Source organism: thiotrophic endosymbiont of Bathymodiolus puteoserpentis (Logatchev), from assembly GCF_900127505.1.
Taxonomy (GTDB): Bacteria; Pseudomonadota; Gammaproteobacteria; order PS1; family Pseudothioglobaceae; genus Thiodubiliella.
In genome coordinates, this window is the sequence record NZ_UEXF01000028.1 from 31,178 (window position 1) to 55,366 (window position 24,189).

General features: G+C 36.9%; 25 protein-coding genes and 2 pseudogenes. 12 read left to right on the forward strand and 15 right to left on the reverse strand.

Annotated features, from left to right (window positions below; translation table 11 throughout):
* Nucleotides 1–5 precede the first annotated feature (5 nt).
* On the reverse strand, nucleotides 6–953 hold the full coding sequence (gene epmA / locus BHECKSOX2_RS04390) for an EF-P lysine aminoacylase EpmA (RefSeq protein ID WP_342589269.1): 948 nt from the start codon (nucleotides 951–953) through the stop codon (nucleotides 6–8).
* Nucleotides 954–1,020: 67 nt separating this feature from the next.
* Nucleotides 1,021–1,584 (reverse strand): elongation factor P, encoded by a 564-nt coding sequence (efp, locus tag BHECKSOX2_RS04395; protein ID WP_139682620.1) that lies wholly within the window; start codon nucleotides 1,582–1,584, stop codon nucleotides 1,021–1,023.
* Between the two features lie 136 nt (nucleotides 1,585–1,720).
* Here efp and BHECKSOX2_RS04400 point away from each other — a divergent pair, with 136 nt between their 5' ends.
* The 4 genes from BHECKSOX2_RS04400 (at nucleotide 1,721) to BHECKSOX2_RS04415 (ending at nucleotide 6,085) form a co-directional block, all read left to right on the forward strand.
* On the forward strand, nucleotides 1,721–3,154 hold the full coding sequence (locus tag BHECKSOX2_RS04400; RefSeq protein ID WP_139682621.1) for an ATP-binding protein: 1,434 nt from the start codon (nucleotides 1,721–1,723) through the stop codon (nucleotides 3,152–3,154).
* A 128-nt stretch (nucleotides 3,155–3,282) separates the two neighbouring features.
* Complete coding sequence (gene sucC / locus BHECKSOX2_RS04405) at nucleotides 3,283–4,455, forward strand: ADP-forming succinate--CoA ligase subunit beta (protein ID WP_139682622.1); 1,173 nt, start codon at nucleotides 3,283–3,285, stop codon at nucleotides 4,453–4,455.
* Complete coding sequence (gene sucD, locus BHECKSOX2_RS04410) at nucleotides 4,452–5,321, forward strand: succinate--CoA ligase subunit alpha (protein WP_139682623.1); 870 nt, start codon at nucleotides 4,452–4,454, stop codon at nucleotides 5,319–5,321. The genes sucC and sucD overlap by 4 nt, the downstream gene beginning before the upstream one ends.
* Nucleotides 5,318–6,085 (forward strand): NAD-dependent epimerase/dehydratase family protein, encoded by a 768-nt coding sequence (locus tag BHECKSOX2_RS04415; RefSeq protein ID WP_139682624.1) that lies wholly within the window; start codon nucleotides 5,318–5,320, stop codon nucleotides 6,083–6,085. Before sucD ends, BHECKSOX2_RS04415 begins: the two co-directional genes overlap by 4 nt.
* Before the next feature lie 381 nt (nucleotides 6,086–6,466).
* Here BHECKSOX2_RS04415 and BHECKSOX2_RS04420 read toward each other — a convergent pair.
* The 13 genes and pseudogenes from BHECKSOX2_RS04420 to BHECKSOX2_RS04480 all read right to left on the reverse strand — a co-directional run bounded on the left by BHECKSOX2_RS04420 (nucleotide 6,467) and on the right by BHECKSOX2_RS04480 (nucleotide 18,020).
* Nucleotides 6,467–6,793 (reverse strand): annotated as a pseudogene (locus BHECKSOX2_RS04420) (HIT family protein).
* 120 nt (nucleotides 6,794–6,913) lie between these two features.
* On the reverse strand, nucleotides 6,914–8,464 hold the full coding sequence (locus tag BHECKSOX2_RS04425; RefSeq protein WP_139682625.1) for a P-loop NTPase fold protein: 1,551 nt from the start codon (nucleotides 8,462–8,464) through the stop codon (nucleotides 6,914–6,916).
* A pseudogene (locus BHECKSOX2_RS04430) lies at nucleotides 8,464–8,580 on the reverse strand (S-adenosylmethionine:tRNA ribosyltransferase-isomerase); the annotation flags it as partial. The gene BHECKSOX2_RS04425 and the pseudogene BHECKSOX2_RS04430, both read right to left, overlap by 1 nt.
* Nucleotides 8,577–8,930 carry an HIT family protein gene (locus BHECKSOX2_RS04435; RefSeq protein ID WP_090715705.1) on the reverse strand — a complete coding sequence of 118 codons (354 nt, stop codon included), beginning with the start codon at nucleotides 8,928–8,930 and terminating at the stop codon, nucleotides 8,577–8,579. The pseudogene BHECKSOX2_RS04430 and the gene BHECKSOX2_RS04435, both read right to left, overlap by 4 nt.
* A complete protein-coding gene (gene recQ / locus BHECKSOX2_RS04440) occupies nucleotides 8,923–11,121 on the reverse strand; it encodes a DNA helicase RecQ (protein WP_139682626.1) in 2,199 nt (732 codons plus the stop codon). Before recQ ends, BHECKSOX2_RS04435 begins: the two co-directional genes overlap by 8 nt.
* The gene (gene queA / locus BHECKSOX2_RS04445; RefSeq protein ID WP_139682627.1) at nucleotides 11,111–12,139 is read right to left on the reverse strand and encodes a tRNA preQ1(34) S-adenosylmethionine ribosyltransferase-isomerase QueA; all 1,029 of its coding nucleotides are present in this window, start codon (nucleotides 12,137–12,139) and stop codon (nucleotides 11,111–11,113) included. The genes recQ and queA overlap by 11 nt, the downstream gene beginning before the upstream one ends.
* Entirely contained in the window at nucleotides 12,126–12,731 is a 606-nt protein-coding gene (gene rsxG, locus BHECKSOX2_RS04450; protein ID WP_090715699.1) for an electron transport complex subunit RsxG, read from the reverse strand. The genes queA and rsxG overlap by 14 nt, the downstream gene beginning before the upstream one ends.
* A complete protein-coding gene (locus BHECKSOX2_RS04455) occupies nucleotides 12,728–13,675 on the reverse strand; it encodes an RnfABCDGE type electron transport complex subunit D (RefSeq protein WP_139682628.1) in 948 nt (315 codons plus the stop codon). The genes rsxG and BHECKSOX2_RS04455 overlap by 4 nt, the downstream gene beginning before the upstream one ends.
* Nucleotides 13,672–15,171: an electron transport complex subunit RsxC gene (rsxC, locus tag BHECKSOX2_RS04460; protein WP_090715696.1), complete on the reverse strand. Its 1,500-nt coding sequence runs from the start codon at nucleotides 15,169–15,171 to the stop codon at nucleotides 13,672–13,674. Before rsxC ends, BHECKSOX2_RS04455 begins: the two co-directional genes overlap by 4 nt.
* Complete coding sequence (gene rsxB, locus BHECKSOX2_RS04465; protein WP_090715694.1) at nucleotides 15,164–15,706, reverse strand: electron transport complex subunit RsxB; 543 nt, start codon at nucleotides 15,704–15,706, stop codon at nucleotides 15,164–15,166. The genes rsxC and rsxB overlap by 8 nt, the downstream gene beginning before the upstream one ends.
* Nucleotides 15,707–15,713: 7 nt before the next feature.
* Nucleotides 15,714–16,289 carry an electron transport complex subunit RsxA gene (gene rsxA, locus BHECKSOX2_RS04470; RefSeq protein WP_090715709.1) on the reverse strand — a complete coding sequence of 192 codons (576 nt, stop codon included), beginning with the start codon at nucleotides 16,287–16,289 and terminating at the stop codon, nucleotides 15,714–15,716.
* A gap of 10 nt (nucleotides 16,290–16,299) precedes the next feature.
* Entirely contained in the window at nucleotides 16,300–17,037 is a 738-nt protein-coding gene (locus BHECKSOX2_RS04475; protein WP_139682629.1) for a TSUP family transporter, read from the reverse strand.
* Nucleotides 17,034–18,020: an integron integrase gene (locus BHECKSOX2_RS04480; RefSeq protein WP_139682630.1), complete on the reverse strand. Its 987-nt coding sequence runs from the start codon at nucleotides 18,018–18,020 to the stop codon at nucleotides 17,034–17,036. The genes BHECKSOX2_RS04475 and BHECKSOX2_RS04480 overlap by 4 nt, the downstream gene beginning before the upstream one ends.
* Nucleotides 18,021–18,563: 543 nt before the next feature.
* Here BHECKSOX2_RS04480 and BHECKSOX2_RS04490 point away from each other — a divergent pair.
* The 8 genes from BHECKSOX2_RS04490 to BHECKSOX2_RS04525 all read left to right on the forward strand — a co-directional run.
* A complete protein-coding gene (locus BHECKSOX2_RS04490) occupies nucleotides 18,564–19,055 on the forward strand; it encodes a PepSY-associated TM helix domain-containing protein (protein WP_139682631.1) in 492 nt (163 codons plus the stop codon).
* A gap of 171 nt (nucleotides 19,056–19,226) precedes the next feature.
* A complete protein-coding gene (locus tag BHECKSOX2_RS04495) occupies nucleotides 19,227–19,733 on the forward strand; it encodes a TIR domain-containing protein (protein ID WP_139682632.1) in 507 nt (168 codons plus the stop codon).
* Entirely contained in the window at nucleotides 19,733–20,635 is a 903-nt protein-coding gene (locus BHECKSOX2_RS04500) for a macro domain-containing protein (protein ID WP_139682633.1), read from the forward strand. The genes BHECKSOX2_RS04495 and BHECKSOX2_RS04500 overlap by 1 nt, the downstream gene beginning before the upstream one ends.
* A gap of 180 nt (nucleotides 20,636–20,815) precedes the next feature.
* The gene (locus tag BHECKSOX2_RS04505; RefSeq protein ID WP_139682634.1) at nucleotides 20,816–21,250 is read left to right on the forward strand and encodes a DsrE family protein; all 435 of its coding nucleotides are present in this window, start codon (nucleotides 20,816–20,818) and stop codon (nucleotides 21,248–21,250) included.
* A gap of 77 nt (nucleotides 21,251–21,327) precedes the next feature.
* Nucleotides 21,328–21,879: a DUF4234 domain-containing protein gene (locus tag BHECKSOX2_RS04510; protein WP_139682635.1), complete on the forward strand. Its 552-nt coding sequence runs from the start codon at nucleotides 21,328–21,330 to the stop codon at nucleotides 21,877–21,879.
* A 119-nt stretch (nucleotides 21,880–21,998) separates the two neighbouring features.
* Nucleotides 21,999–22,949: a TauD/TfdA family dioxygenase gene (locus BHECKSOX2_RS04515; protein ID WP_245391320.1), complete on the forward strand. Its 951-nt coding sequence runs from the start codon at nucleotides 21,999–22,001 to the stop codon at nucleotides 22,947–22,949.
* Between the two features lie 2 nt (nucleotides 22,950–22,951).
* Nucleotides 22,952–23,830 (forward strand): NAD(P)-dependent oxidoreductase, encoded by an 879-nt coding sequence (locus BHECKSOX2_RS04520; RefSeq protein WP_139682637.1) that lies wholly within the window; start codon nucleotides 22,952–22,954, stop codon nucleotides 23,828–23,830.
* A gap of 1 nt (nucleotide 23,831) precedes the next feature.
* Nucleotides 23,832–24,189: sulfite exporter TauE/SafE family protein (locus tag BHECKSOX2_RS04525; protein ID WP_180323660.1), on the forward strand; the 358-nt coding region annotated here is incomplete at its 3' end.

Here is a 24,189-nt window from a genome sequence, read left to right on the forward strand (position 1 = left end):
AATTTTCATTTTAACAGATTTGACAATAATCGCTCTACCCCAATAGCAACCCCTGAACATTGTGGCAGGGAATTTTGTAAATTTGACAAAAAACCTTCATCAATATCAACGGGTGCTTTGCCTAGAACCAAACGCTTATTAATTTCAAGCCCAAAGCATTTTTGATAGTCCTGTGCATCTTGTAATTCATCATAACCATTTGCCACTTCATCACCATACATATACATCTCAAATCGATGTGCTACTTGCCCTTGTACTTTAGCCAAGGCAGATTGGCTCTTGGGATAATCATAAATAAAACAAAGGGGGTGTTCTTCCAGTTTTGGCTCACACAATGCGGTAAACAGCAAAATCTGTAAATCTTCAATCCACTCAAAATCACCACATAAATCATGCGATTTGGCAATTTTTTTTAAGTCATTGAAATCCGTATTTAAAATATCAATCTCAGTAAATTCACTGAATGCTTGTGCGTAAGACAACCGCGTTGCTGGTCTAGTAAAGCCCAACGATTTAAGCAAATCTGTCATATCATCCATCAATCTATGGATATCAAACCCTAAACGATAATATTCTAACATTGTGAACTCGTTAAAATTCTGTGCACCCTGCTCATTATCACGAAACACTTGGCAGATCTGATAAATATCCCCACTGCCCTTTGCCAGTAGTTTCTTCATTTCTAATTCAGGAGAGGTGTGCAGATATTTCGATTTAAGCCCAATGTCTTTATTAACTTGCAGTGCAATACTATCAATATAAACATCGGTTGTAGGATAGTCAAGCAGTTGCGGGGTTTGCACTTCACACAACCCTTGCCCATCAAAAAATTGACGAATTTTCTTAATGATGTCAGCGCTTAGCTTTAATGAGTTAATCATTTCTTTCATAATTGCAATAGCCAATATTTTGTTATTCTGCAAGGCAGGTTTTAAGAAATCCACAAGGAACACATGTTGGTTATATATGACTGAGGCATTTTTAAAACCTAATGCCGAAGCACGGCAAAAAACGCTATTATTAAGTTCGACCTGCGTATTCGTTGGTGCGTGTATCCACCTTTACCTTTTCACCAATACTGATAAATAAAGGCACTTGCACCACCACGCCCGTATTCATCGTCGCAGGTTTGCCACCTGTACCCGCCGTATCGCCTTTTAGCCCTGGGTCGGTATCCACCACTTCAAGCATCACATGATTAGGCGGCGTTACTGAGATTGGATTATTATTCCAAAGCGTCACTACGCACATATCCTGCTCTACTAAATAACCTCTGGCATCATCCATAGAAGTATCATCAATAGCGTATTGTTCAAAAGACTCTGGGTCCATAAAATTCCATTCACTACCATCGTTATAAAGATATTGCAAATCTAGCTCCATCACATCCGCACCCTCTACAGATTCACCAGATTTAAAAGTCTTTTCCAAAGTCTTGCCCGTAATTAAATCCTTAAGTTTAACTCGGTTAGACGCTTGCCCTTTACCGGGCTTTCGAATCTCATTACTGATAATTGAACAAGGGTTACCGCCTAGCATGAGTTTTAAGCCATTTTTGAATTGACTGGTAGAATAAGTTGCCATTTTTAAAAAATATGAAATAAAACATCTTATTTTACTTAAACTACACTGTATTTTATTTGTAAAATAACCACAAATGATTTAAGACTGCTCTTGCTTGAAAAAGATTTAATGGAGGTGTGATTTAAAAATAAAGATTATGGGAAAACAAAGAGATATAGAATTAATAAATATACTTCTAAATGATAAAGAAAACGAGCTTTTAGAATTTAAGAGCAATAACACCAATCCTAAGGTAATCGGTAAATTATGTTCAGCATTATCCAACTCTGCTCGTATTCTTAACAAAGATTATGCATATATCTTATGGGGGATTTCTGACGATGGTTGTATTATCGGCACTGATTTTAATCCTAACAATAAAAGCATAACAAAATTCAAATTATCTCAAGCATTAAGTCCTTCTATACATTGTGATTTTAGATTAGTTACACACCAAGATGACAATATTGTGATATTGGAAATCCCTGCAACAACCATAACACCAATTGAGTTTAATGGAACGGCCTATGTAAGAATTGGTAGCGCAACACCTAAATTATCAGATCATCTTGATAAGATGCAAATACTGATGAAAAATTTGCAGACCTATACTTGGGAACATGAGGTCGCAAAACAGTTTTTAACTGCTGATGAAGTGTTAAATTATCTTGCTTACAAGGTTTATTTTAAATTGATCAGCCAAGCCTCACCCCAAAGTATTGATGAAATATTGCAATATCTTGAGAGGGATAATATTGTTGAAAAAGATATAGGCAATAAATGGAATATTCTTAATCTGGGTGCATTATTGCTAGCCAATGATTTAAATGACTTTGGTGTATCTATTGCAAGAAAAGGGGTGCGCTTTATTGCTTACAATGGCGATAATAAAGCAGAGGTTAGCCATAGAAAAGATGGCTTAAAGGGTTACGCAATCGCCCTTGAAGGCTTGGTTACCTATATTAACAATTTACTACCAAATAGTGAAACCATTGGAGAAGTTTATCGTCAAACCAACGCACCTTTTCCAAAAATAGCAATTAGAGAAATTATTGCAAATGCATTAATTCATCAGGATATGACTATTACAGGTGCTGGACCTCAAGTTGAATTATTCAATAATCGTTTAGAAGTTACCAATCCAGGGGAATCGTTAAACCCTATTGAAAGAATAATTGACTTACCGCCTAAATCAAGAAATGAAGGATTGGCAGGACTTATGAGACGTATGAGACTTTGCGAGGAACAAGGAAGCGGTGTGGATAAGGTCATTTTTAGTGTAGAAGAAGCTCAATTGCCTGCACCAATATTTAGGACGTATGGTAACTCTACACAAGTGATTTTGTATGCCTATAGGTCATTTGCAGATTTAACAATAGAAGAAAGAACTAGAGCTTGTTATCAACATGCAGTCATCAAATACATTAGTGGCATGAAATTAAAGAATTCTAGCTTATGTACTAGATTTGGCATTAAAAAAGGCAATGAATCTCAGGTCAGCAAAGTGATTAAAAATGCCTTATCAAAAGGGTTAATAAAAATTGCTGATACAGAAAGCCCTAGAAGTGGATATCACCCATTTTGGGCATGATATTTTCTTGACTGGCTCTTAATTTTACCAAAAATATTATACATTTAAACTTAAAAAAACATTATAAATCAGTTATTTATATTAATATAGTTTTCTTGACTGGCTCTTGACTTGATTACAAAAAAATTATGCATATACACGAATACCAAGCAAAAACATTATTTAACCAATTTAGCATTAAAACCCCCAAAGGGGTTTTAGTTTCAACTGTAGAACAATCAAGCAAAGCATGCTCAGAATTAGGTGGCAGCGTTTGGGTGGTAAAAGCACAGGTTCATACGGGTGGACGGGGCAAAGGGGGCGGGGTGATTTTGTGTCATTCAATGGCAGAGGTGGCGCATGTAGCAGAACAATTACTGGGCACACAGTTGGTTACGCCACAAACCGACGCTAAGGGTTTACCGATTAACCAATTGTTGATTGAAGCGGGGCAAAATATTGAGCGTGAATTGTATTTGGGTTTGTTAGTGGATAGGCAAACGCAAAAAATAACTGTTTTGGCTTCTACCGAAGGTGGCATGGATATTGAAAAAGTTGCCAGTGAAACGCCTGATAAGATTATTAAATTTGGCGTTGACCCGCTTGGAACACTAAGCTCGCAAGATTGTGATTCTATCGCCCAGCAACTTAATCTTACAGATACATTAGCTAAGCAATTCAACCAAACCTTGCTGAGTTTGTACGAAATTTTTACCACTAAAGATGTGAGTTTAATTGAGATTAATCCACTGATTGTTACAGCGGAAAACACTTTATTAGCACTTGATGGTAAGATTGATTTTGATGATAATGCCTTATATCGCCACGAAGATATCCTGCAGTTGCGTGACACTTCTCAAGAAGATGAAAAGGAAAAAAAAGCCAGCGAACATCAACTCAATTATATTTCACTGGATGGCACCATTGGCTGCATGGTCAATGGTGCAGGGCTGGCAATGGCAACAATGGATTTGATCGAACATCATGGTGGCTCTCCTGCTAACTTCTTAGATGTAGGCGGGGGCACAACAGCACAGCGGGTTGCTAAGGCGTTTGAGTTGATCCAAACTGAGTCAAATGTAAGCGGTATCTTGGTGAATATTTTTGGTGGTATTGTGCGTTGTGATTTAATTGCACAAGGTATTTTGCAAGCCATTGAAAAGGTGGGATTGAGCCTGCCTATTGTCGTACGCTTGGAAGGCACAAATGCTGCACAAGGATTAGCATTATTAAGTAGGTCTAAATATAATATCTATACTGAGGCAGACTTAACTCAAGCTGCCATCAAAATTGTGGCATTATCTCAGGAGCAGTCAAAATGAGTGTACTGATTAATAAAAACACCAAAGTTATCACTCAGGGTTTTACTGGCAAACAAGGTACATTCCATTCAGAGCAATCTATTGCTTACGGTACACAGTTTGTTGGTGGCGTAACCCCTAGCAAAGGTGGACAAACACACTTAAACTTACCGGTGTTTAACTCAGTTATTGAGGCGATGAATGAAACAGGTGCCAATGCCACGATGATTTATGTGCCGCCGCGTTTTGCCTATGCTTCAATTGTTGAAGCAATTGAAGCACAAATGCCTGTGATCGCTTGTATCACTGAAGGTATTCCAGTGCAAGATATGCTTAAGGTTAAAGCGATTTTAAAAGATTCAAACTCAACCTTGATTGGTCCAAACTGCCCCGGTGTCATTACCCCTGATGAGTGCAAATTGGGTATTATGCCGGGCAATATTCACCAAGTTGGTAGTGTTGGTGTGGTCTCTCGTTCGGGGACACTCACCTACGAAGCCGTACATCAAACCACTCAAGCTGGACTTGGCCAAAGCACTTGTATTGGTATTGGTGGTGACCCTATTAGCGGGATGAGCTTCATTGATTGTTTAGCATTATTTGAAGCCGATGAGCAAACTGAGTCTATCATTATGGTTGGCGAGATTGGCGGCTCAGCTGAAGAAGAAGCGGCAGAATACATTCAATTCAATGTGTCAAAACCTGTGGTGTCTTATATTGCAGGACTCACTGCACCAAAAGGCAAGCGTATGGGTCATGCAGGTGCAGTAATTAGTGGTGGCTCGGGCAAGGCAGAAGATAAAATCAAAGCCCTAAAAAATGCAGGCGTGGCTATTTCGCCAACTCCTGCAACTATGGGTAAAACTTTGTTAGGTATTTTAAAATGAAAAACCCCATTATTGTCTTAGGTATCGGCGAATTAGGTAGCGTATTTGCACGCGCCTTTTTAAAAAATAACTACCCTGTTTACCCCATCACCAGAACCACTGATATTGACGAGTTGTGCGCGTCTATTGACCCTGAATTTATCTTGGTTTGTGCCGGAGAAGGAGATTTACAATCAGCCCTAAAATCTATTCCTAATGCATGGAAAGACCGTGTCGCAATGATGCAAAATGAGTTGTTGCCACGCGATTGGGCGACACACAATTTTATTGACCCAACAGTGATTTCAGTGTGGTTTGAAAAGAAGAAGGGCATGGATTCTAAGGTGTTGATTTCCTCACCGGTATTTGGAGCTAAAGCGCAAATTTTGGTGGCATCATTGGCACTGATTGATATTCCAGCACATGCTGTTGCTAACGACAAAGAACTGCTGTTTGAGTTGGTACTAAAAAATCTCTATATTCTAACGACTAATATCGCAGGCTTGGCAATTGAAACGGGCAGTACAGTTGAGGACCTGCGTAATAATCATCTCAAGCTAATGCGCAATGTATCAAGCGATATTTTAAAACTACAAAGCGCACTCACTGGCAAAATTTTTGTTGAGGATGAGTTAGAAAAAGGCATGCTGCTCGCCTTTGAAGGTGATTTGTCACACCAATGTATGGGTAGGTCAGCCCCTCAAAGGCTAAAACGAACACTAAAACTCGCAAGTGAATTGCAACTTAATATGCCACACTTACAAAAAATCAAAAACAAGCTTTAAATACTCAGGCGAATTCAACCCATAAGTGAAAACCCACGCATTTCTTCAATAAACTTCTGCCCCATAAAAAAGACTTGCACCACAGGCAAAGAAAACACACCATGCTGTGCACAAATCTCTTGCAACTGCTCGCAATCAATATAGACCCTTTCCAAGTTTCACAACACCATTTTAAACGCTGGGGATTGATAGCAATTTTTTCCATTTTTTTATTTTAAATTAAGTCGACTCGTCCACAAGGGCTTTTTATACAAAAATCAAGTGGTCAAAGTAATTGATTTATAGCCCGCTCTGATTTTCTGCCCCCGCCCCTTGTAAAAAACTGAATTGCTAGGTTAAGTCTAACTCACTCGAAATAAGAAATTTTAATTTGTTTTTTAGTTATTCAAAACTGGGTAAATCTAACTTTGACTCTCTTTGTTTTTGCCCCCACATTGGCTTTGGGAAACAACTGTCTGTTTCAAAACGCGCCATAATGTGCCAGTGGACTTAGGGTAATAAGTTTCCAAAAGAGGCGATATTAATCTTATCTGCATTGAAATAACTTAACATTAACTTTTCAGTGATGTCAAGTATTCTAGAAATCTCAGTCTTTTCTGCTGTTGTACATTGGCCGAATTCTTTAACTTTTCGTTGGGTAAAAACCTTAACCCATGGGAGTTCACTGGACTCAACCTCAACTTTGATTAAATTATTTTGAAATATCATCACTATTTTGTAGCTTTATCACCTCTTCTTTTACTAAAGAATCCAGCACCTCCTTAGCTTTATACACATGATCACTATCTTCAGATTGAGACAATTCCCGAAGCACAAGGTCTATATTGCTTACATATTTTTGGGGGTATAAACATTACATCTCATCAAAAAATCAAAAGTCTCTTTGAAGTATCTTGCGTCGCTTAATATATACTGCTTTATCTTTGGTTTCTGAATTTGAGATAGAGCCTCTAACTCATTACTCTTGCCATTTTTTATAACATTATGCATCAAACTTATTATTTTCTCACTGGAGTCAACGGATTCTTGTTGATTTTCAACAGTGCATTGTTCGTAATAACTATCTAATTCTGGATCAAAATCTAAAAGTTTTTGTGGGGCTCCAGATCTATCATCTCGCATCCAATCAAGATTATCCCTGATAAAATCCTTTAAACATCCAAGAGCAAAGTTGCGATATTGTGCTTTATTTTCAACATCTAGTGTTTCTAATTGCTTAATATAGTATATAAAATGTCCAGGATATAGAAATGTATATTCAGCAATACTGATTTTATATCCTTGTTCTTTTAATAAGTTCCATAAATCTGATACATACGCCTTATTCTTATACGACATATCATATTGATGCTTTTCATTAATATTTTCATACGTAGAAGATAAATTCTGATTATTGATTTTAACTTCAACAATCTTTATAAAATATTCTTCATCGATAAGTGAGGTTTGGCAATATTTAAAAAGGCTAGAAACAACATTACTTTCCAAGAAAAGGGCTTTATGATGCTTATTATCACCATCAACTAAGGACAATAAATATTCATACTTCTTATTTTCTTCAAATTCATCAGGGGTAAATAGCTTTTTTGTATATTCTACAAATTCACGAAAAGAAGAGTTCTGCGCGTTAATGGCGGCAATTTGGATAATACTATCCACTATCTCAGTTGTCACTTCTGGCGTATCTTTAATATGGGACTCAATAAAAGAAAAATCATTTAATGCATTTATAATTCGACTAATAACCCTTATATTGTTTATCTTATGTTTTGTTAAATAATCTTGTAGTGGATAATCTTTAAAGGCGGTCAATTTATCTTGCAATATCTCTAACGATTCAAAGGGTCTTGGATCATAACTAAATTCATAATCAATCAACTTTTCTTTATATTTATCAAGTGTCTCCTTGTTATCCCTCAGTTCATCTTCATTTAAAATCATAACAACGCTACAATTTTTTTGTTCTTTTAGTTCGGATATAAGCCCTAGAACTTCTTCTAATTCCATTAACGATGATAGTCTTTCAAAATCATCAAAACATACAATAATATCCTTGAAATCCTGCTTATCAGGCAAAGTAATACCGATGCCGATGCCGCCATATGAGATTTTTATATTTTTAAAATACCATCCTTTAAACCTGCGCCAATTGTTTTGCTGTTTAGAAATAACTTGTAAAAATATATCTGTTCGAATACTTGAAATCGTTTCTTTACCAAATAAAGAAACATAAGCCACTTTTTTATCTGTTAGTTGCTCCTTAAATTGATGCCAGAAATAGGTTTTCCCCACGCCCCATTTGCCATTAATTGAAACAACAACAGGCTCATCTTTTTTAAGAATATTATTTAGCTTCTCTTTTAAATTTTTAACACTCATTATATTTTTTGTTTATTTAATAACATCGCATCAGCATAGGAAAAAAATCGATATTTTTGTTCGATGGCATATTGATAAATTTCCATCCTTCGCTCTCGTTTGATAAAGGCACTCACAGTTTATTTTGTAATTGGGTAAAAAATACTTCAAAACTGGGTAAATCCAACTGCGCCGCTCTTTGTTTTTGCCCCCACATTGGCTCTGGAAAGTAACTGTCTGTTTCAAAACGCGCCATAATGTGCCAGTGGACTTTGGGTAATAAGTTTCCAAAAGAGGCGATATTAATCTTATCTGCATTGAAATAACTTAACATTAACTTTTCAGTGATGTCAAGTATTCTAAAAATCTCAGCTTTTTCTGCTGTTGTACATTGGCTAAATTCTTTAACTTTTCGCTTAGTAAAAACTTTCACCCATGGAATTTCACTGGGTTCAATTGCCACTGTTACTAATGTATTTTCATACATCATCTTGCTCCTCATTTATATCAGTTTTTCCATATTCCAACTGTTTGCATATCGCCAAATAACTTTGAATACTTTCAACTGAACCTACTAAGTCAACGCCTTGTTTTACCCAATCATCAAGTGCTGGATTTTGTGGCACTTGGGAAAAAAGTGTGTGTCTTTGTACATTATTAATCAAATTTTCTTCTACCAATTTATTGATATGACCTAAAACGGTAGAAGTGGCAAAATCACGGTTTTTCATTATCTCTTCTACTGATAACCCTTGCTGAATTAACACTAGCGTTGAATGATAAGTTTTATGTAAGTGAACATCAGGCTGTTTAGGTTTTGAAGCCTCATATTTTAGCTCTACCTGCGCCACTTTTTTGTGTTCTGGCTCTTGAAAATCGTTAGTGCGAAGCGTGTTAATTAACGCCAAAAATTGTTCACCATATTTTTTATATTTGACTGCGCCAACCCCGTTAATTTGCAAGAACTTTGCTTCATTATTAGGCAAGAAATAAGCTATTTCTTGTAAAGTTTTATTATCAAAAATAATATAAGCAGGCATGCTGGTTTCTCTTGCAATTTCCGATCTGAGCGCACGCAAAGATTCAAAGATTGCTTCATCAACATCATACTTAGGTGGTGCAGATTTTTTGACGACACTTGGTTTGCTTGATTTAAAATGCGTGGCACGTATATCCACTGATGCTGCGGATTGTAAAATGGGTTTTGCTTTGTCGGTTAGTTTCAAACTGCCATACTCACCAGCAACCTGGATTATTTCTAATTCCAACAATCGGTCGCCAACTATTTTCCATTGTGGCTTGCCACAGTCTTTACCAATACCGTAAACAGTCAACTCATCGTGTTTATTGTTCAAAATTCTTTGAACTTTCGAACCTCTTAAAACATCAATAATGTAGTTTTGTCCGAATAACTGCTCGGTACGATAAATGGTGGATAAAAATTTCTGCGCTAACTCAGTAATATCTTGTCGCTCAGTATCAGGTTCGGTACAATTATCACAAAGCGTGGCACAAGGGGATATTTCATCGTCAAAATAACGACTCAGTGCCTGATGACGACAGCCCTCGGAAAAAGCATATTGCTTGACGATATTAAGTTTTTTGAAAGCCAGTTTTTTATAATCTTCATTTTCTATTTCTTCAATAAAACGCGCTTGTTGCCCAATATCAGCAGTGGAATACAACAGTAACACATCACTAGGCAAGCCATCGCGCCCCGCTCTGCCAATTTCTTGATAATACGCCTCAACAGTTTTGGGTATGGAGGTATGCACCACAAAACGAATGTCACTTTTATCAATACCCATACCAAAGGCAATAGTAGCCACCATAATATCGGTTTTTTCGTGGATAAAATCAGAAAAAATATCTTTGCGTTTTTGGGTATCCAGTCCAGCATGATAGGCTTGAGCGCTGAGACCCTTCTCTTGTAAAAACTTAGCTAAGCTTTCAGTTTTAGCACGGGATTGAGCGTAAATAATACCTTGTTCATTCAGATGTTTTTCTAAGAAATCTAATATCTGTTGATTGCCATTCCCTTGTCTAGCAGCAGCACTGATATACAAATTATCACGAAAAACTGTGCCCCGAATAATACTGTCTTTTTGCTTGAAATTCAGCTGTACAACAATATCTTTTTCTACTTGATGCGTTGCTGTTGCCGTAAAAGCAGCAACAGTAATATTAGGAAAATTCGTTTTTAATAAACCTAACTGACGATAATCCGCGCGGAATTCATGCCCCCATTCACTGACACAATGCGCTTCATCCACTGCAAAAAATGCAATTTTTATAGACTTTAAAAATGATAAAAAATAGGCGTTTTGTAAGCGCTCTGGCGCAACAAACAAAACTTTAATGTCTTGATTTTTAAGCGCCGCTTCAGTGGCTCGAATTTCTTCCATAGTCTGCATAGAAGATAACATTGCTGCTTTCACACCTTTATTTTCTAAACCTAATATTTGGTCCTGCATTAACGCCAATAAAGGCGATACCACTACCAAAACCCCCTCCATTAATAATGCAGGCAGTTGATAACATAAAGACTTTCCGCCACCTGTTGGTAAAATCAACAAAACATCTTCACCTGCTAAAATTTTATCAACGGCTTGTTCTTGTAAGGGACGAAAAGAATCAAAACCAAAAACTTCTCGCAATATTTGTTGTTTATCTGCCATTGCTATTTTTACCAGTCAGTAACATCGCATCTCCATAGGAGAAAAATCGATATTTTTGTTCAATGGCATATTGATACATTTCCATCATTCGATCTCGTCCGATAAAGGCACTCACTAACATCAGCAAGGATGACTTAGGTAAATGAAAGTTAGTTACCATCATATCAACGACTTTGAATTCATAGCCTGGATAAATAAAAATATCAGTTTCTTCTCGTGTGGCTTTAAGCGTGCCAGATTTTGCAGCTGACTCTAAAGAACGAACGGCCGTTGTACCAATGGCAATTACACGCCCACCACTTTTTTTGGTTTGATGAATTTTATCAACGGTATCTTGAGAAATCTCATAATACTCACTATGCATAGTATGGTCTTTGATATTGTCAGTTTTCACAGGTTGAAAAGTGCCTGCACCTACATGCAAAGTAACGAACGCCGAATTAATGCCTTTGTCTTTTAAAGCATTAAGCAAAGCATCATCAAAATGCAATCCTGCCGTAGGTGCGGCAACTGCGCCGTCGTGTTTAGCATATACGGTTTGATAACGACTCAAATCCTGTTCATCGTCTGTACGCTCAATGTACGGTGGCAAGGGGATATGCCCAACATTATCTAACAATGCAAGCAGTGAATCGGTGGCAAATTCAAGCGTATAAAAACCGTCTTGTTTATTTAAAACGGTCGCTTTTTCGCTATTTTCAAGTGTAATTTTACTACCTATTTGTGGCGCTCTAGAGGCACGAATCATTGCCAACACCTGTTTGTCATTTAACAACCGCTCAATCATTATTTCAACTTTTCCACCGCTGTCTTTATGTCCAAATAATCGTGCTGGAATGACTTTGGTATTGTTCATCACTAACAAATCACCCGATTGTACAAAATCACCTATTTGGTGAAACTGTGCATCTATAAGATTTGATTGTCCGATTAAAAGCCGTGAATCTGTCCTGTTTTTTGACGGATGTTGTGCAATCAGTGACTTAGGCAAGTCAAAGTCAAAATCACTGAGTTGCATCTTTAAAGTCTTTGGTATTAAATAGCTCCAACACTTGGTAAGTAGCATTCACAATAGCACGAGGGGTGACAGTAGCGCCAGTAAAGGCATCAAATATGCCACCATCACGCTTTACCCTCCATTGCTTCTTATTCGTACCAGACAAAGATAATCCTTTAAATTGCTTAATCCAATTTGATTTTTTAGTTTCAATTTTATCGCCCAATCCTGGTGTTTCTTTATGTGTGATAACACGAACACCCAAAAGTTTTTTGTCACTTCCAATGCCTGTCAATAAACGGATATTACCACTATAACCATTTGGATAAGTGTGTTCAATCAAGTAGGCAAAAGTGTGATTATTCTTTTTAGCAGGGTAAATACTAAGCGTTTGTTTAATGCCGTGTAAACTGACTTCTTTTAAAATTTTATCTTGCAAAATATTATTGTCATAGCCCTGAACCAATTCACCAAGACGCTTAATCAATAATTGTTCTTCATTATATTTGATCTGCTCCTTAGTAGAATCTTGCACAAGGGAGACAAAAAATACGCTGACCAAACTAAAGACTAACAATAAAAATCCAGCCTTAAATATGCGCTTTCTATTCATTTGCCAAACACCTTAGGCTGCGTGTAATAATCAATCAGTGGCACAACAATATTCATCAATAAAACAGCAAAAGCAACCCCATCTGGATAACCACCAAAAGTACGAATAATCACAATCAACATGCCAATCAGAAAGCCATAAATTAATCGTCCTTTTGGTGTGGTGCTAGCTGAAACTGGGTCAGTAGCAATAAAAAATGCACCCAACATTGTGCCACCGAGCATTAAGTGATTTTGCACAGGTAGGTATTCACCATCACCTAATGACACTAAAAATGCAGTAACCACCATACCTAACAAAAAAGCACTTGGAATGTGCCAAAAAATAACACGCCTAGCAAGTAAATATAACCCACCCAACAAGAAGCCTGCATTGACCCATGCCTGAGCGCCTGAATATGGGTTTAATTCACTCATCATCTTACCTAAGCCCAGTTGAGTTTTTACATCATCTAATCGGGTTGCACCACTCAGTGCGTCCACCATATTGGAATTAAGATTAAAAATCACATCTAATGCTTGGCTGAAATTGACAAACTCACTTGCCCAAGTTGTCATTGGCAACGGATAAGAAATCAGCAAGAAAGCATAGCCCAACATCGCTGGATTAAAAGGATTATTGCCCAAGCCACCATACAGTTGCTTGCCAAAAATAATGGCAAAACTCACGCCCACAACAACAATCCACCAAGGGGCAATACTGGGAATAGAAATCGCCAATAAGACGGCTGTTAAAACAGCAGAGCCATCTGCAATTGCAGGCTTAATAGGGTGTTTTCTGATTTTTAAAAATGTTGCCTCTACTACAATTGCCACTACCACTGCCAAGAGTATTTGCACGATAACGCCCCAGCCAAAAAAAGCATAAGCCACACTAATGCCCACTACAAGTGCATAAATAACTTGGCGCATCATCTGCGAGGTTGAGTTAAACACTACTGTCATTTTCTCAAAACTCCTTTATTTTTCACCCTTGCCACTGCCTGTGCTATTTTGTCTTTTTGGGTTTTATCTTCTGCCATTTTCTTTTTCAATTCTTCTTTCTTTCTTGCCATCATCTCAGCACGCTCTGTCTTATTGCGCTCAACTCTAAACTCTTTAAATTCAAATCGCTCTCTAGCAATATCCGTTTTTTGCTTTTCTTTCGTCTGCTTGTAATACAATGCTTTAGCAAATGAGAAATACTGCGCCAATGGAATATGACTGGGGCAAACTATATCACAACAACGACATTCAATACAATCTCTTAGATTATAATCCATTGCCCTGTCCATATTCTCACTCTTAGCATACCAAAACAACTGTTGTGGCAATAAGCCTACTGGGCAAACTTCATTACATTGTCCGCAACGAATACAGGATTGTGTACTTGGTTTTAGTGTAGCGTTATTAACAAAAATACAGTTGGTGGTTTTGCAAATTGAATATTGTACACTTGGCACATCAACCCCCATCATCATACCACCCATTCTAATCTGGTGTAAATTGTTGTTTGGCTTGGATTGTGCCACAACCGATGCAAATGATGTGCCCAGTCTTGCCTCATAATTTCTTGGCTCTTTCACAGCAGAGCCGGTGACTGTCACAATGCGTGAAATTAAAGGCTTATTATCAATAACTGCATCGTAAATCGCTTTAACTGTGCCAACATTTTGACACAACACCCCATAGTCCGAAGCAAATTCTCCTGAGGGTATTTCAATATCAAGCAAGGTCTTAATTAATATTTTTTCCGCACCAGAAGTGTATTTGGTCGGAATCTGAACAATCTCAATATGTTCATTAAAGTTATACATCAAAAGCGAGTTAAAAGCTTCTTGCTTATCATTCTCAATCGCGATGATTGCTTTTCTTGCACCACACCCGTGCATCAAGACTTCCACACCACGAATGATTTCACGGGGGTAGTGTTGCATTAAAGCATCATCACACATAATATCTGGTTCACACTCAGTAGCATTCACAATCAAGGTTTGTGCGCCTTGTGCATTGGATATTTTTATATGTGTTGGAAATCCTGCACCGCCCATACCAACAATACCTGCTTCACGAATTCTTTGAATAACTTTGCTAGGCGCACATCTTAAAAAATCTTGGTCACATTTCTCAATCTCAATCCATTTATCCCTGCCATCAGAATCAATGACAATACATACGCCATCAATACCTGATGGATGTGGTATGGGATGTTTTTCAATAGCCAAAACCACGCCTGAGATAGAAGCATGCATATAGGTTGGGTATTTACCTAGCGTTTTTGCAATGACTTGCCCCGTTAATACCTTATCACCTACTTTCACACAAGGTTTTTGCTTACCACCAACCCTTTGTTGCAAAGGCAATACTACTTGTTCTGGTGGGGCAACTTGCCTAACTTCTGGTTTTTTTACCAAATATAGATTAGGAATATGCACCCCACCTTTAAAGGTATAACTAGCCATGCGCTATCTCCTTTAAATCTGGAACATAGTTGCCCAAAGTTGTCTCTAACGCCTTAATATGAATACAATCCACAGGACACACCGGAATACACAAATCACACCCTGTGCACTCATCTTCAATAACCGTTGTCATTACCTTGGAAGCGCCAACAAAGGCATCCACTGGGCAGGCTTGAATACACAAAGTGCAACCAATACAAACCTGCTCATCAACATAAACCACATGATCGGTTGTATTCTCTCCGAACTCCTCATTCAATAATAATGTTTCTACATCTAGCAATTCTGCTAAAGCATCCACACCGTCTTGTCCACCAGGTGGACATTGATTGATTTGCGCCTCCCCCTTGGCAATTGCTTCAGCATAAGGACGACACCCTGCAAAATCACACTGCCCACATTGTGTTTGCGGCAAGAGCGCATCAATTTGGTCAACCAAGGGATTGCCATCAATTTTAAACTTAATTGCCGCATAGCCCAAGATTAAACCCAAGATTAGCGACAACACAGAAAAAATAATAATAGCGTCAAACATAGCGGCCTTAGGCTAATCCAATAAAACCCATAAATGCCATTGACATGAGTCCTGCGGTAATAAGCGCAATTGGCACACCTTGAAAAACTAAAGGCACATCCGCCCCCTCAAGTCGCTCACGAATTGTTGAGAACAACACCAACACAAAAGAAAAGCCAATTGCCGCACCAAAGCCATACACTGCCGATGCCAAAAATCCATTGTCTTGATTGACATTCAACAAAGCAACGCCTAACACCGCACAATTTGTCGTAATCAATGGCAAAAACACGCCTAAAGACTGATGTAAAACAGGGGAGGTTTTATTCACCACCAACTCTGTAAAACCCACCACGCCAGCAATAGCCACAATAAAAGCAACGGTGCGCAGATACTCCATCTCAAACGGAAGCAAAATATAAGTATTAATCAAATAACTACTCACACTCGCCAAAGTTAACACAAAAGTCGTCGCAAAGCCCATGCCAATTGCAGTCTCAACTTTCTTTGACACACCCATAAATGGACACAAGCCTAAGAACTTTACCAAGACAAAATTATTCACCAAAATGGTACTAACAAGAATTAGAATATATTCATTCATAGGGTTGATTTTAACTTAAAAACAACTTCAAAAGCCCAAACGAACTAATCAACAATAACGCCGAACCAATCCACTTTTTAAACCGTTGATCGTTGGCAATAATTTTATCGTGTAATTTGAGTCCAACTACATGTCCAATCGCTGCCACAGGGATTAATAATACAGATAATTGCCAATCAATCATCACATCCATTGCCACAAAAGTCAACATCTTGATACTCACCAGAATAAACCATAATACAAATAAAGTATTGCGCAAATATTGCCTCGCCACATGATGCATAAACACTGCCACTATAAGTGGCGCACCCGTCAGCGAAGTGCCTGCCACATAGCCGCCAAAAATCAATAAACATTTATCCACCCAAGGTTGATGCGAGGTAATTTTTTGATTAAAAATCCAAATAATGCCGTAAAAAATTGTAATCGAATAAACAAACACGATCATCACTCTATCAGGCAATGCAATCAAGCCAAACACCCCAACCAAAGTTGGCGGGATAATCCACACCAATGCAGATTTTAAGTATGCCCAATCCACCTCTTTAATTGACTTTAACAAACTCAGCGATGAAAAAAACAATAAATGCAGCCCAATAACAGGCAACCAATAAACAGGCGATGCACCTACCAACAGCATCAACGGCAAACCCAATGCCGCACCACCAAACCCAAGCCCCGTACGCACAAACCCCGCCCACATAAAAATCAGGCCGACTAAAAATAATTCTGTATTGGAAAAATTCACAATCTATCTAACGGCGACACCACCCCTTGCCCACCTTGCTTTAAAACATGAGTATAAATCATCGTCGTTTGTAAGTCACTATGTCCAAGTAGGGCTTGGATAGTGCGAATATCCGTGCCAGTTTGTAATAAATGCGTGGCAAACGAATGCCTAAATGTATGCGCTGAGACCTTCTTATCAATACTTCTGCACTTTTTAACTGCCACTTTAATAGCCTTATTCACTGCTGATTGGTCAATATGATGGCGCCTATCAACGCCACTTCTCGGGTCAGTTGCAATATTTCTACTAGCAAAAACATACTGCCAACCAAATTCTTTATCCGCATTCGGATACTTTTTTGCCAACGCATTCGGCAAATACACGCTACCAAATCCCTGTGCCAAATCCAACTGATGTCCCTGCCTTCTTTGTTCTATATGCGTTTGCAATAACGGTATAATTTTTTTTGCCAGCGGTGTTACCCTGTCTTTTTTACCTTTTCCATCACGCACCGTAATTTGGCAGTATTCAAAATCAATATCCTGCACACGCAAACGCACCAGTTCAGAAATTCGCAATCCACCGCCATACAATATTTGCACCATTAACGCATTTTTTTCTTGTAATTTTGACAAAATTTTCTGCACTTCATTAACGCTCAACACCACGGGAATTCTAGGCGTTTTACGAGAACGCGTTGCTCGCACATTTTCAAGCACTCTTTTCAACACTTCTTTATATAAAAATACCAACGCATTAAACGCCTGATTTTGCGTGCTAGCAGCCACATTTTGTCGCACCGTCAAATCCGTTAAAAAAGTCTCTACCTTGCTTTCAGAATCCTCGAACAATTCACTTCTATCCTTCATCCCTGAAAACTTAATAAAACGTTTAACCCAATCACAATAAGTATTTTCAGTTTTATAAGCGTAGTTCATCCGTCTCATCACCTCTCGCATTTCGGCAATAATCGGTTTTTTATTTATTTTTTCTGTTATCATATAATTAAAAACAATATAGAAAGAAAATTTCTACTAATATCGTATATCAGGTAAATTATTTGTATTTTATCCCTAAAAAGATTGAAATACACTGTTTTTTACAGGCTTTTAATTTTAATATCGTAATGTAAGGATAATATGTCCTTATAATAATAGTTAGGCCAATCAAGGACACATTTATGGGCGAAATTATTTGCTGGTTTTCTAAAGTGCCAAATGTTATTTGGAGCGCAATTATAGCGTCGCTTCTTACTATTTTAGGGGTCTGGTTGACAAATAAAGGGAATGAAAAAAGACAAATAGCTTTACTAGAACATGAAAAACTAAAATTTCAATCCGAACAAAAACTAGCCTTAAAAAAAGAAGTGTTTTTAAGTGTTGCAAGTTCCTTTGCAGATGTTTTAGGTGTTATACCAAAATTAATAAACTTGGAATTTACTCAAAAAGAAATTGAAACTAAAATCGAAAATCATAGCGGAATTGTAGCTAAGTCCTATNAAAGTGCATGCACTTTTAGCGGCCTTTATCTTACCAGCAGCAATAATGTTTTTTGTGACAGGTGCTCTTTATACTTGGGGCATAAAAGGCAATTACGATACAAGTACTCATGAATTACACCTTAAAAAACCTATTCAAGGCGAGCTTGATGAGCTTATTGCGTTAGCAAAAAAAGAATTACAAAAAAAAGATTTAGAAGAGCCATCAGGTCACGCTAAAATTAAAAGAATTGGTGCTTCTTTCAGGCTAGAATGGACTGGTTCAAATATGGATATTATTATAGAACCAACATCACAACCATTAATAGCTAAACTAGAAATAAAAAATACAGGCTGGCATCGACAATTTGTGCAATTACACAAAGCAAAAGGTGGTACTCCATTTAAAGTATATGCCGCTGCATTTGCCACTGCTTTGCTATTATTGCTCATTTCAGGTTTTATTATGGCATGGCAGATGCCAAAGTTACGCAAGCTGACGTTAGTTTCTGTATCATTGGGCATAGCCGTGTTTATTGTAATGGTTGTGTCGAGTTAAATATAGCCATCAAATGCCTAACAAAAAAATCCAGCGGACAGTTTAAAGCGTCACGGTTTTTGCTATTCGCAAAAAGCCGCGCCACTTTAAACTGCCGCTGATTTAGGCGTTATGTGTCAAAGACAGATTGCAGTACTAATACGCAAAAATAGAATGGAAGGAATATAAACAATGGCAACTTACACAAATAAAACCTATGTAGCGTTTGATGCTGATAACGATATTCGTTATTACAGGTTAATGCAGGCTTGGAAAAAAAATGACAACACTTCTTTTAATTTCTATGATGCGCATGACCTAAATAATTTGATGTCCTATTCATCAGAAGAAACGATAAAAGCCAAATTGGCAGAAAGATTACGCAATACAAAAGTGTTTATTTTGCTTGTAGGGAATACCACAAAGAATCTTTATAAATTTGTTAGATGGGAAGTCGAACAAGCCATAAAAAGAAATATTCCTATTATTGTTGTAAATTTGAATGGAAAAAGGAGTAAAGATTCTAATCTTTGCCCAGCTATCCTGAATGATGAGCTGGCTATCCACATTAGTTTCAATCAAAAAATAATTGAATATGCTATTGATAACTGGGAATCTTCAGATACTAGTCACAGGCAAAAAAGAGAAACGGATGCATATTATTACAAAGCATCTGTTTATGAAGATTTGGATCTGTAATGTACAGCTTAAAAAGGTGGTTGCGAAGTTATAAGTCAATAATAGCCGACTTTGTTACCGGCATAGGTCTATTTTGGCTCTTTGTTGAAATGGCTAGTTATTCAACAGATGCAAAGATTGACACTATAACAAAAAGCATTTGGCTATTTGTTATAGTATCCATTGTCATACTGGCGATAGCCCTTATTAAAAACAAACCAAAAACTGTTTTTTTATATCAACTGAGAGATAAAGATAACTTTATTGAAGTAAGGGTTGGAGATGCATTTAAAAACAAAGGCTCACTGGTCATCCCATTCAATAATTGTTTTGATGTTTCGCTTGGAGGCAATGTAAAAAAAGCAAAAAGTCTTCAAAATAAACTTATTACAGAGTTCTACTCAGGAAAAGAAGAACACTTGGCAACTGATATTTCAAAAAAAATAGATTCAACACGCTCGCAGTATGAAATTGGCACAACTATTGAGATTGAGCAGAATGAAAAACTATTCTATTTGCTAGTCAATTCAAGGAAAGAAAATAATCGGGTTGAATCATCAGTTGATGATTTTTTACTTAGTTTATCAAAATTGTGGATATATATTGCTTTAGAATCAGGACGTAATTCAGTAGTTACAATCCCTCTAATTAGCACTAATCACGGTCGAATCACGAATATTAATAGGGCAACTGCTATTAAAGAAATTATTGAAAGCTATATAGATGCCTCAAAATCTCTTAATGTATCTGATAAATTAATCATCAGCATACATCCCAACGACTTAATAAAAGGAAATATAAATCTCGATGATATAGATGATTTTCTAAAATTTTCATGTCAGCACTATAAAATTACAACCTTCTCTGATAAACCAGAAGGGACGGCTGAGTCTGCTTCAATTGTTAAAAATATAAGCAGATGATGATCCTAAAACACATAACAAAAAAATCCAGCGGACAGTTTAAAGCGTCATGCCTTTTGCAAAAAGACGCAAAAGTCCTACCTCTTTAAACTGCGCGCTGATTTAGGCGTTAGGTTTTGCATACTCATCTCGTGCAAAACTTAACAAATTTTAGAGAGATGAAAGCTTAAGGAAATAAAAATGAAAACAATTAAAAAAATAAGTGCAATGATGCTTGTATTATTAATTTTTGGCAATGCCTATGCTACAGAAGACAATGATATTCAACATAAATTAGTAATTCAAGTAAGCACTGATGATCCAAGGACTCAAAAAATCGCATTAAACAATGCTGTTAATTTACAAAAAATTTATGGACTTGATGATGTCATAATTGAAATTGTTGCTTACGGTCCTGGACTTAGCTTGATGACAAGTAAAAGCAAACAAGCATCAAGAGTTACAAGTCTATCGCAAAGTAATATTACTTTTAGTGCTTGTGGCAATACTATGAAAAAAATTGCCAAAAAGACAGGAAAGCTTCCTAAACTTCTTGAAGGTGTCCAGCAAGTTAATGCTGGTGTTGATAGAATTATGATTTTACAAGAAAAGGGTTATTCCTATATTAGGCCATAAACCTAACAAATCATTCCAGCCGACCGCTAACGCGGCAGCTGAATTCAAGCGTTAGGCATCAAAACAAGGAGAGCCAAATGCAAGAAAATATGAATACGAACGAGTCAGCAACAAGTTCTGTTGAAACTGATACTGTAAAAAATTCTGAGGTATACTTTTTTACAACGTCAACTCTTAAACTGATGCTAATGTCGATATGTACATTCGGTATATATGAGTTGTATTGGTTTTATAAAAACTGGGTATTAATTAAGGAACGAACTGAACAGAATATCATGCCATTCTGGAGGGCGTTTTTCGCACCACTTTGGGCATATAGTTGTTTCAAGCATATTAAAACCGTTGCAGGTGAAAGGAATATACAAGAATCATTATCTATAGGTTTGCTTGCATTCGTTTATTTCATTCTACAAGCATTATGGAGACTGCCAGACCCATTCTGGCTTATTTCATTTTTCAGTTTTGCACTCCTGATCCCTGCTAACAATGTTGCACTAGAAGTTAATAAGCACTTGGATGCTGAATTTAAAAATAATGAAAAGTTCACAGGTTGGAATTGGGTGGGTTTGGTGCTGGGTGGTTTATTGTTTGTGCTGAGTATAATAGGCACGTTTTTGCCAGAGGTATAAAATGCCTAACAAGAACATGCACTCGGACGAAATAAAGCCGCGCCGCTTCGCTATGCAGCTTTATTTTGCCGGTGATGTTAGGCGTTATGTATCAAACAACAAAGGAGGTCAAATTGGAAATGTACGAATTAGATGGATTGAGAGATTTTTTGTGGCAAGAAAATCACAAATCCAATAATGATATCTATTTTTTAGAAAATATGGATAGTTGGTCAAATGAATTAAGAAGAGTTTTAGATAAAGCGTTACTAAATACTTTAACAAACTTTTCCAGTAGTAATGAAACAGCAATTTTAATAAGAGGTTGCCCTATAGGAAACCTACCAGATACACCTGTAACATCAGGGTATATTGAAAGTGAACACGTGATGTTATCAGCTAAGTTTTTATTTGCCATGTTTGGTTTAATGAAAATTATGCCAATTTCATACACTGGAGAAAACTCAGGTAAAGCAATTAGGCATATTGTTCCAAAAATAAGTCAAAATAGTCAAATCGGTTCCCATGGTTATTTAGAGTTTAATTTTCATGTAGATAACCCTGATTTGTCATTAATTGGCGAAGAGTCAAAAAGACCGCCATGTTTAGAATATTTAGCGTTGTATTGTTTAAGGGGAGATAGTCAAGCAATAACAGAGCTCATAGATTTAAAAGATATTGTAGAATTTATGAGTGATGATGAAATTAAAATAGCACAATCTAATCAGTTTAATATTCAACGCCCAGACTCTTTTGAGGACGGAAATCCAAGTATAAAAAATGCTCCGCTTTTTACTAAATTTAATGGCAAATATTATTCTAGATATGACTTTCATAACATTCAATCAACCAACAATTCAAGTAGTACAGCACTAAACAAGATCAACGAGATACTTGTAAATAAAATCAATCCCTTAAAAATAGCTTTTGAAACGGGTGATTTTCTAATATTCAAAAACCAAGAGACAATGCATAAACGAAGTCAATTTACTCCAGAATACAATGGCAATGAAAGGTGGTTAATGCGCTTATTCGGCATGAAAGATACACCCCAAAATCACCTGCATAATCAATTAGTGTTAAGGAGTTAATCATGAAAAAAATTACAAATATTACATTTATAGGGTTAGGTGTTATGGGGTTTCCTATGGCTGGGCATTTATCAAAAAATCATGATTTTTCTGTAACTGTTTGGAATAGAACAATAACTAGGGCAGAAGAATGGGCAGATAAATACTATGGAAGTATTGCTAGTTCAATTAAAAATGCTATTGCAAAAGCAGATATGATACTAATCTGCGCTGGAAAGGATGAGGATGTTGAGGAAATTATTTATGCAGAAAATGGCATGTTGCAAAATATTAATAGTTCGATTGTTATTGACCATACAACCACTTCGCATAAGTTGGCTCAAAAACTAGCAGCGTCTTTTAAAGAAAAAGATATTGAATCTATTGATGCACCTGTTAGTGGTGGTGAAATTGGGGCAATAAATGCTCAATTAAGTATTATGGCTGGTGGTAATGAAAAAACCATACAAGCAGTAAATCCAGTATTAAAACACTATGCAAAAAATATAACTCAAATGGGTAGCCATGGATATGGGCAATTAGCAAAGATGGTAAATCAAATATGCATTGCTGGAGTTTTGCAAGGATTATCTGACGGAATTTTATTTGCAGAAAGTGAAAACATAGATATTGAAAAATTACTATCAGCTATATCAGGTGGGGCTGCACAATCTTGGCAAATGGAAAATAGGGCGTTAACAATGAGCAAAAGAGAGTTTGACTTTGGTTTTGCCATCAAGTGGATGGTTAAAGATTTAGGCTATTGCCTAGATAGGACAATAAATAACAAAACAGATTTGTCATTTACCAAAAACGTATATGATAAATATCAAAAATTAATGAAAAATGGCGATGGGAATTTAGACACATCAGCGTTGATTTTGCAAAATAAAGGAGAATAAAATGTTTATTGAAGGGTCATTGTTAGCAGATTACTTGTTAATTGGTGTATTAGTTCTAGTGGTTGCATCTTTTGTGGCTGGTTTTTTAGATGCTGTTGCTGGTGGTGCTGGTTTAATACTTGTGCCAGCATTTATCCTTACTGGAATGCCCCCACAATTAGCATTAGGGCAAGAAAAATTAGTTTCTACTTTAGGCACATTTTCAGCAATTTACAATTACTTTAAAAACTCTAAAATAATATGGAAAGTTGTTGGATATGGCATACCTACAGCGCTTATAGGTGCTTATATTGGTGGAAAAGTTATTTTATCCATTGATGAGTCAATAGTTGGTCAGATAATTTTCTTTTTGATTCCCA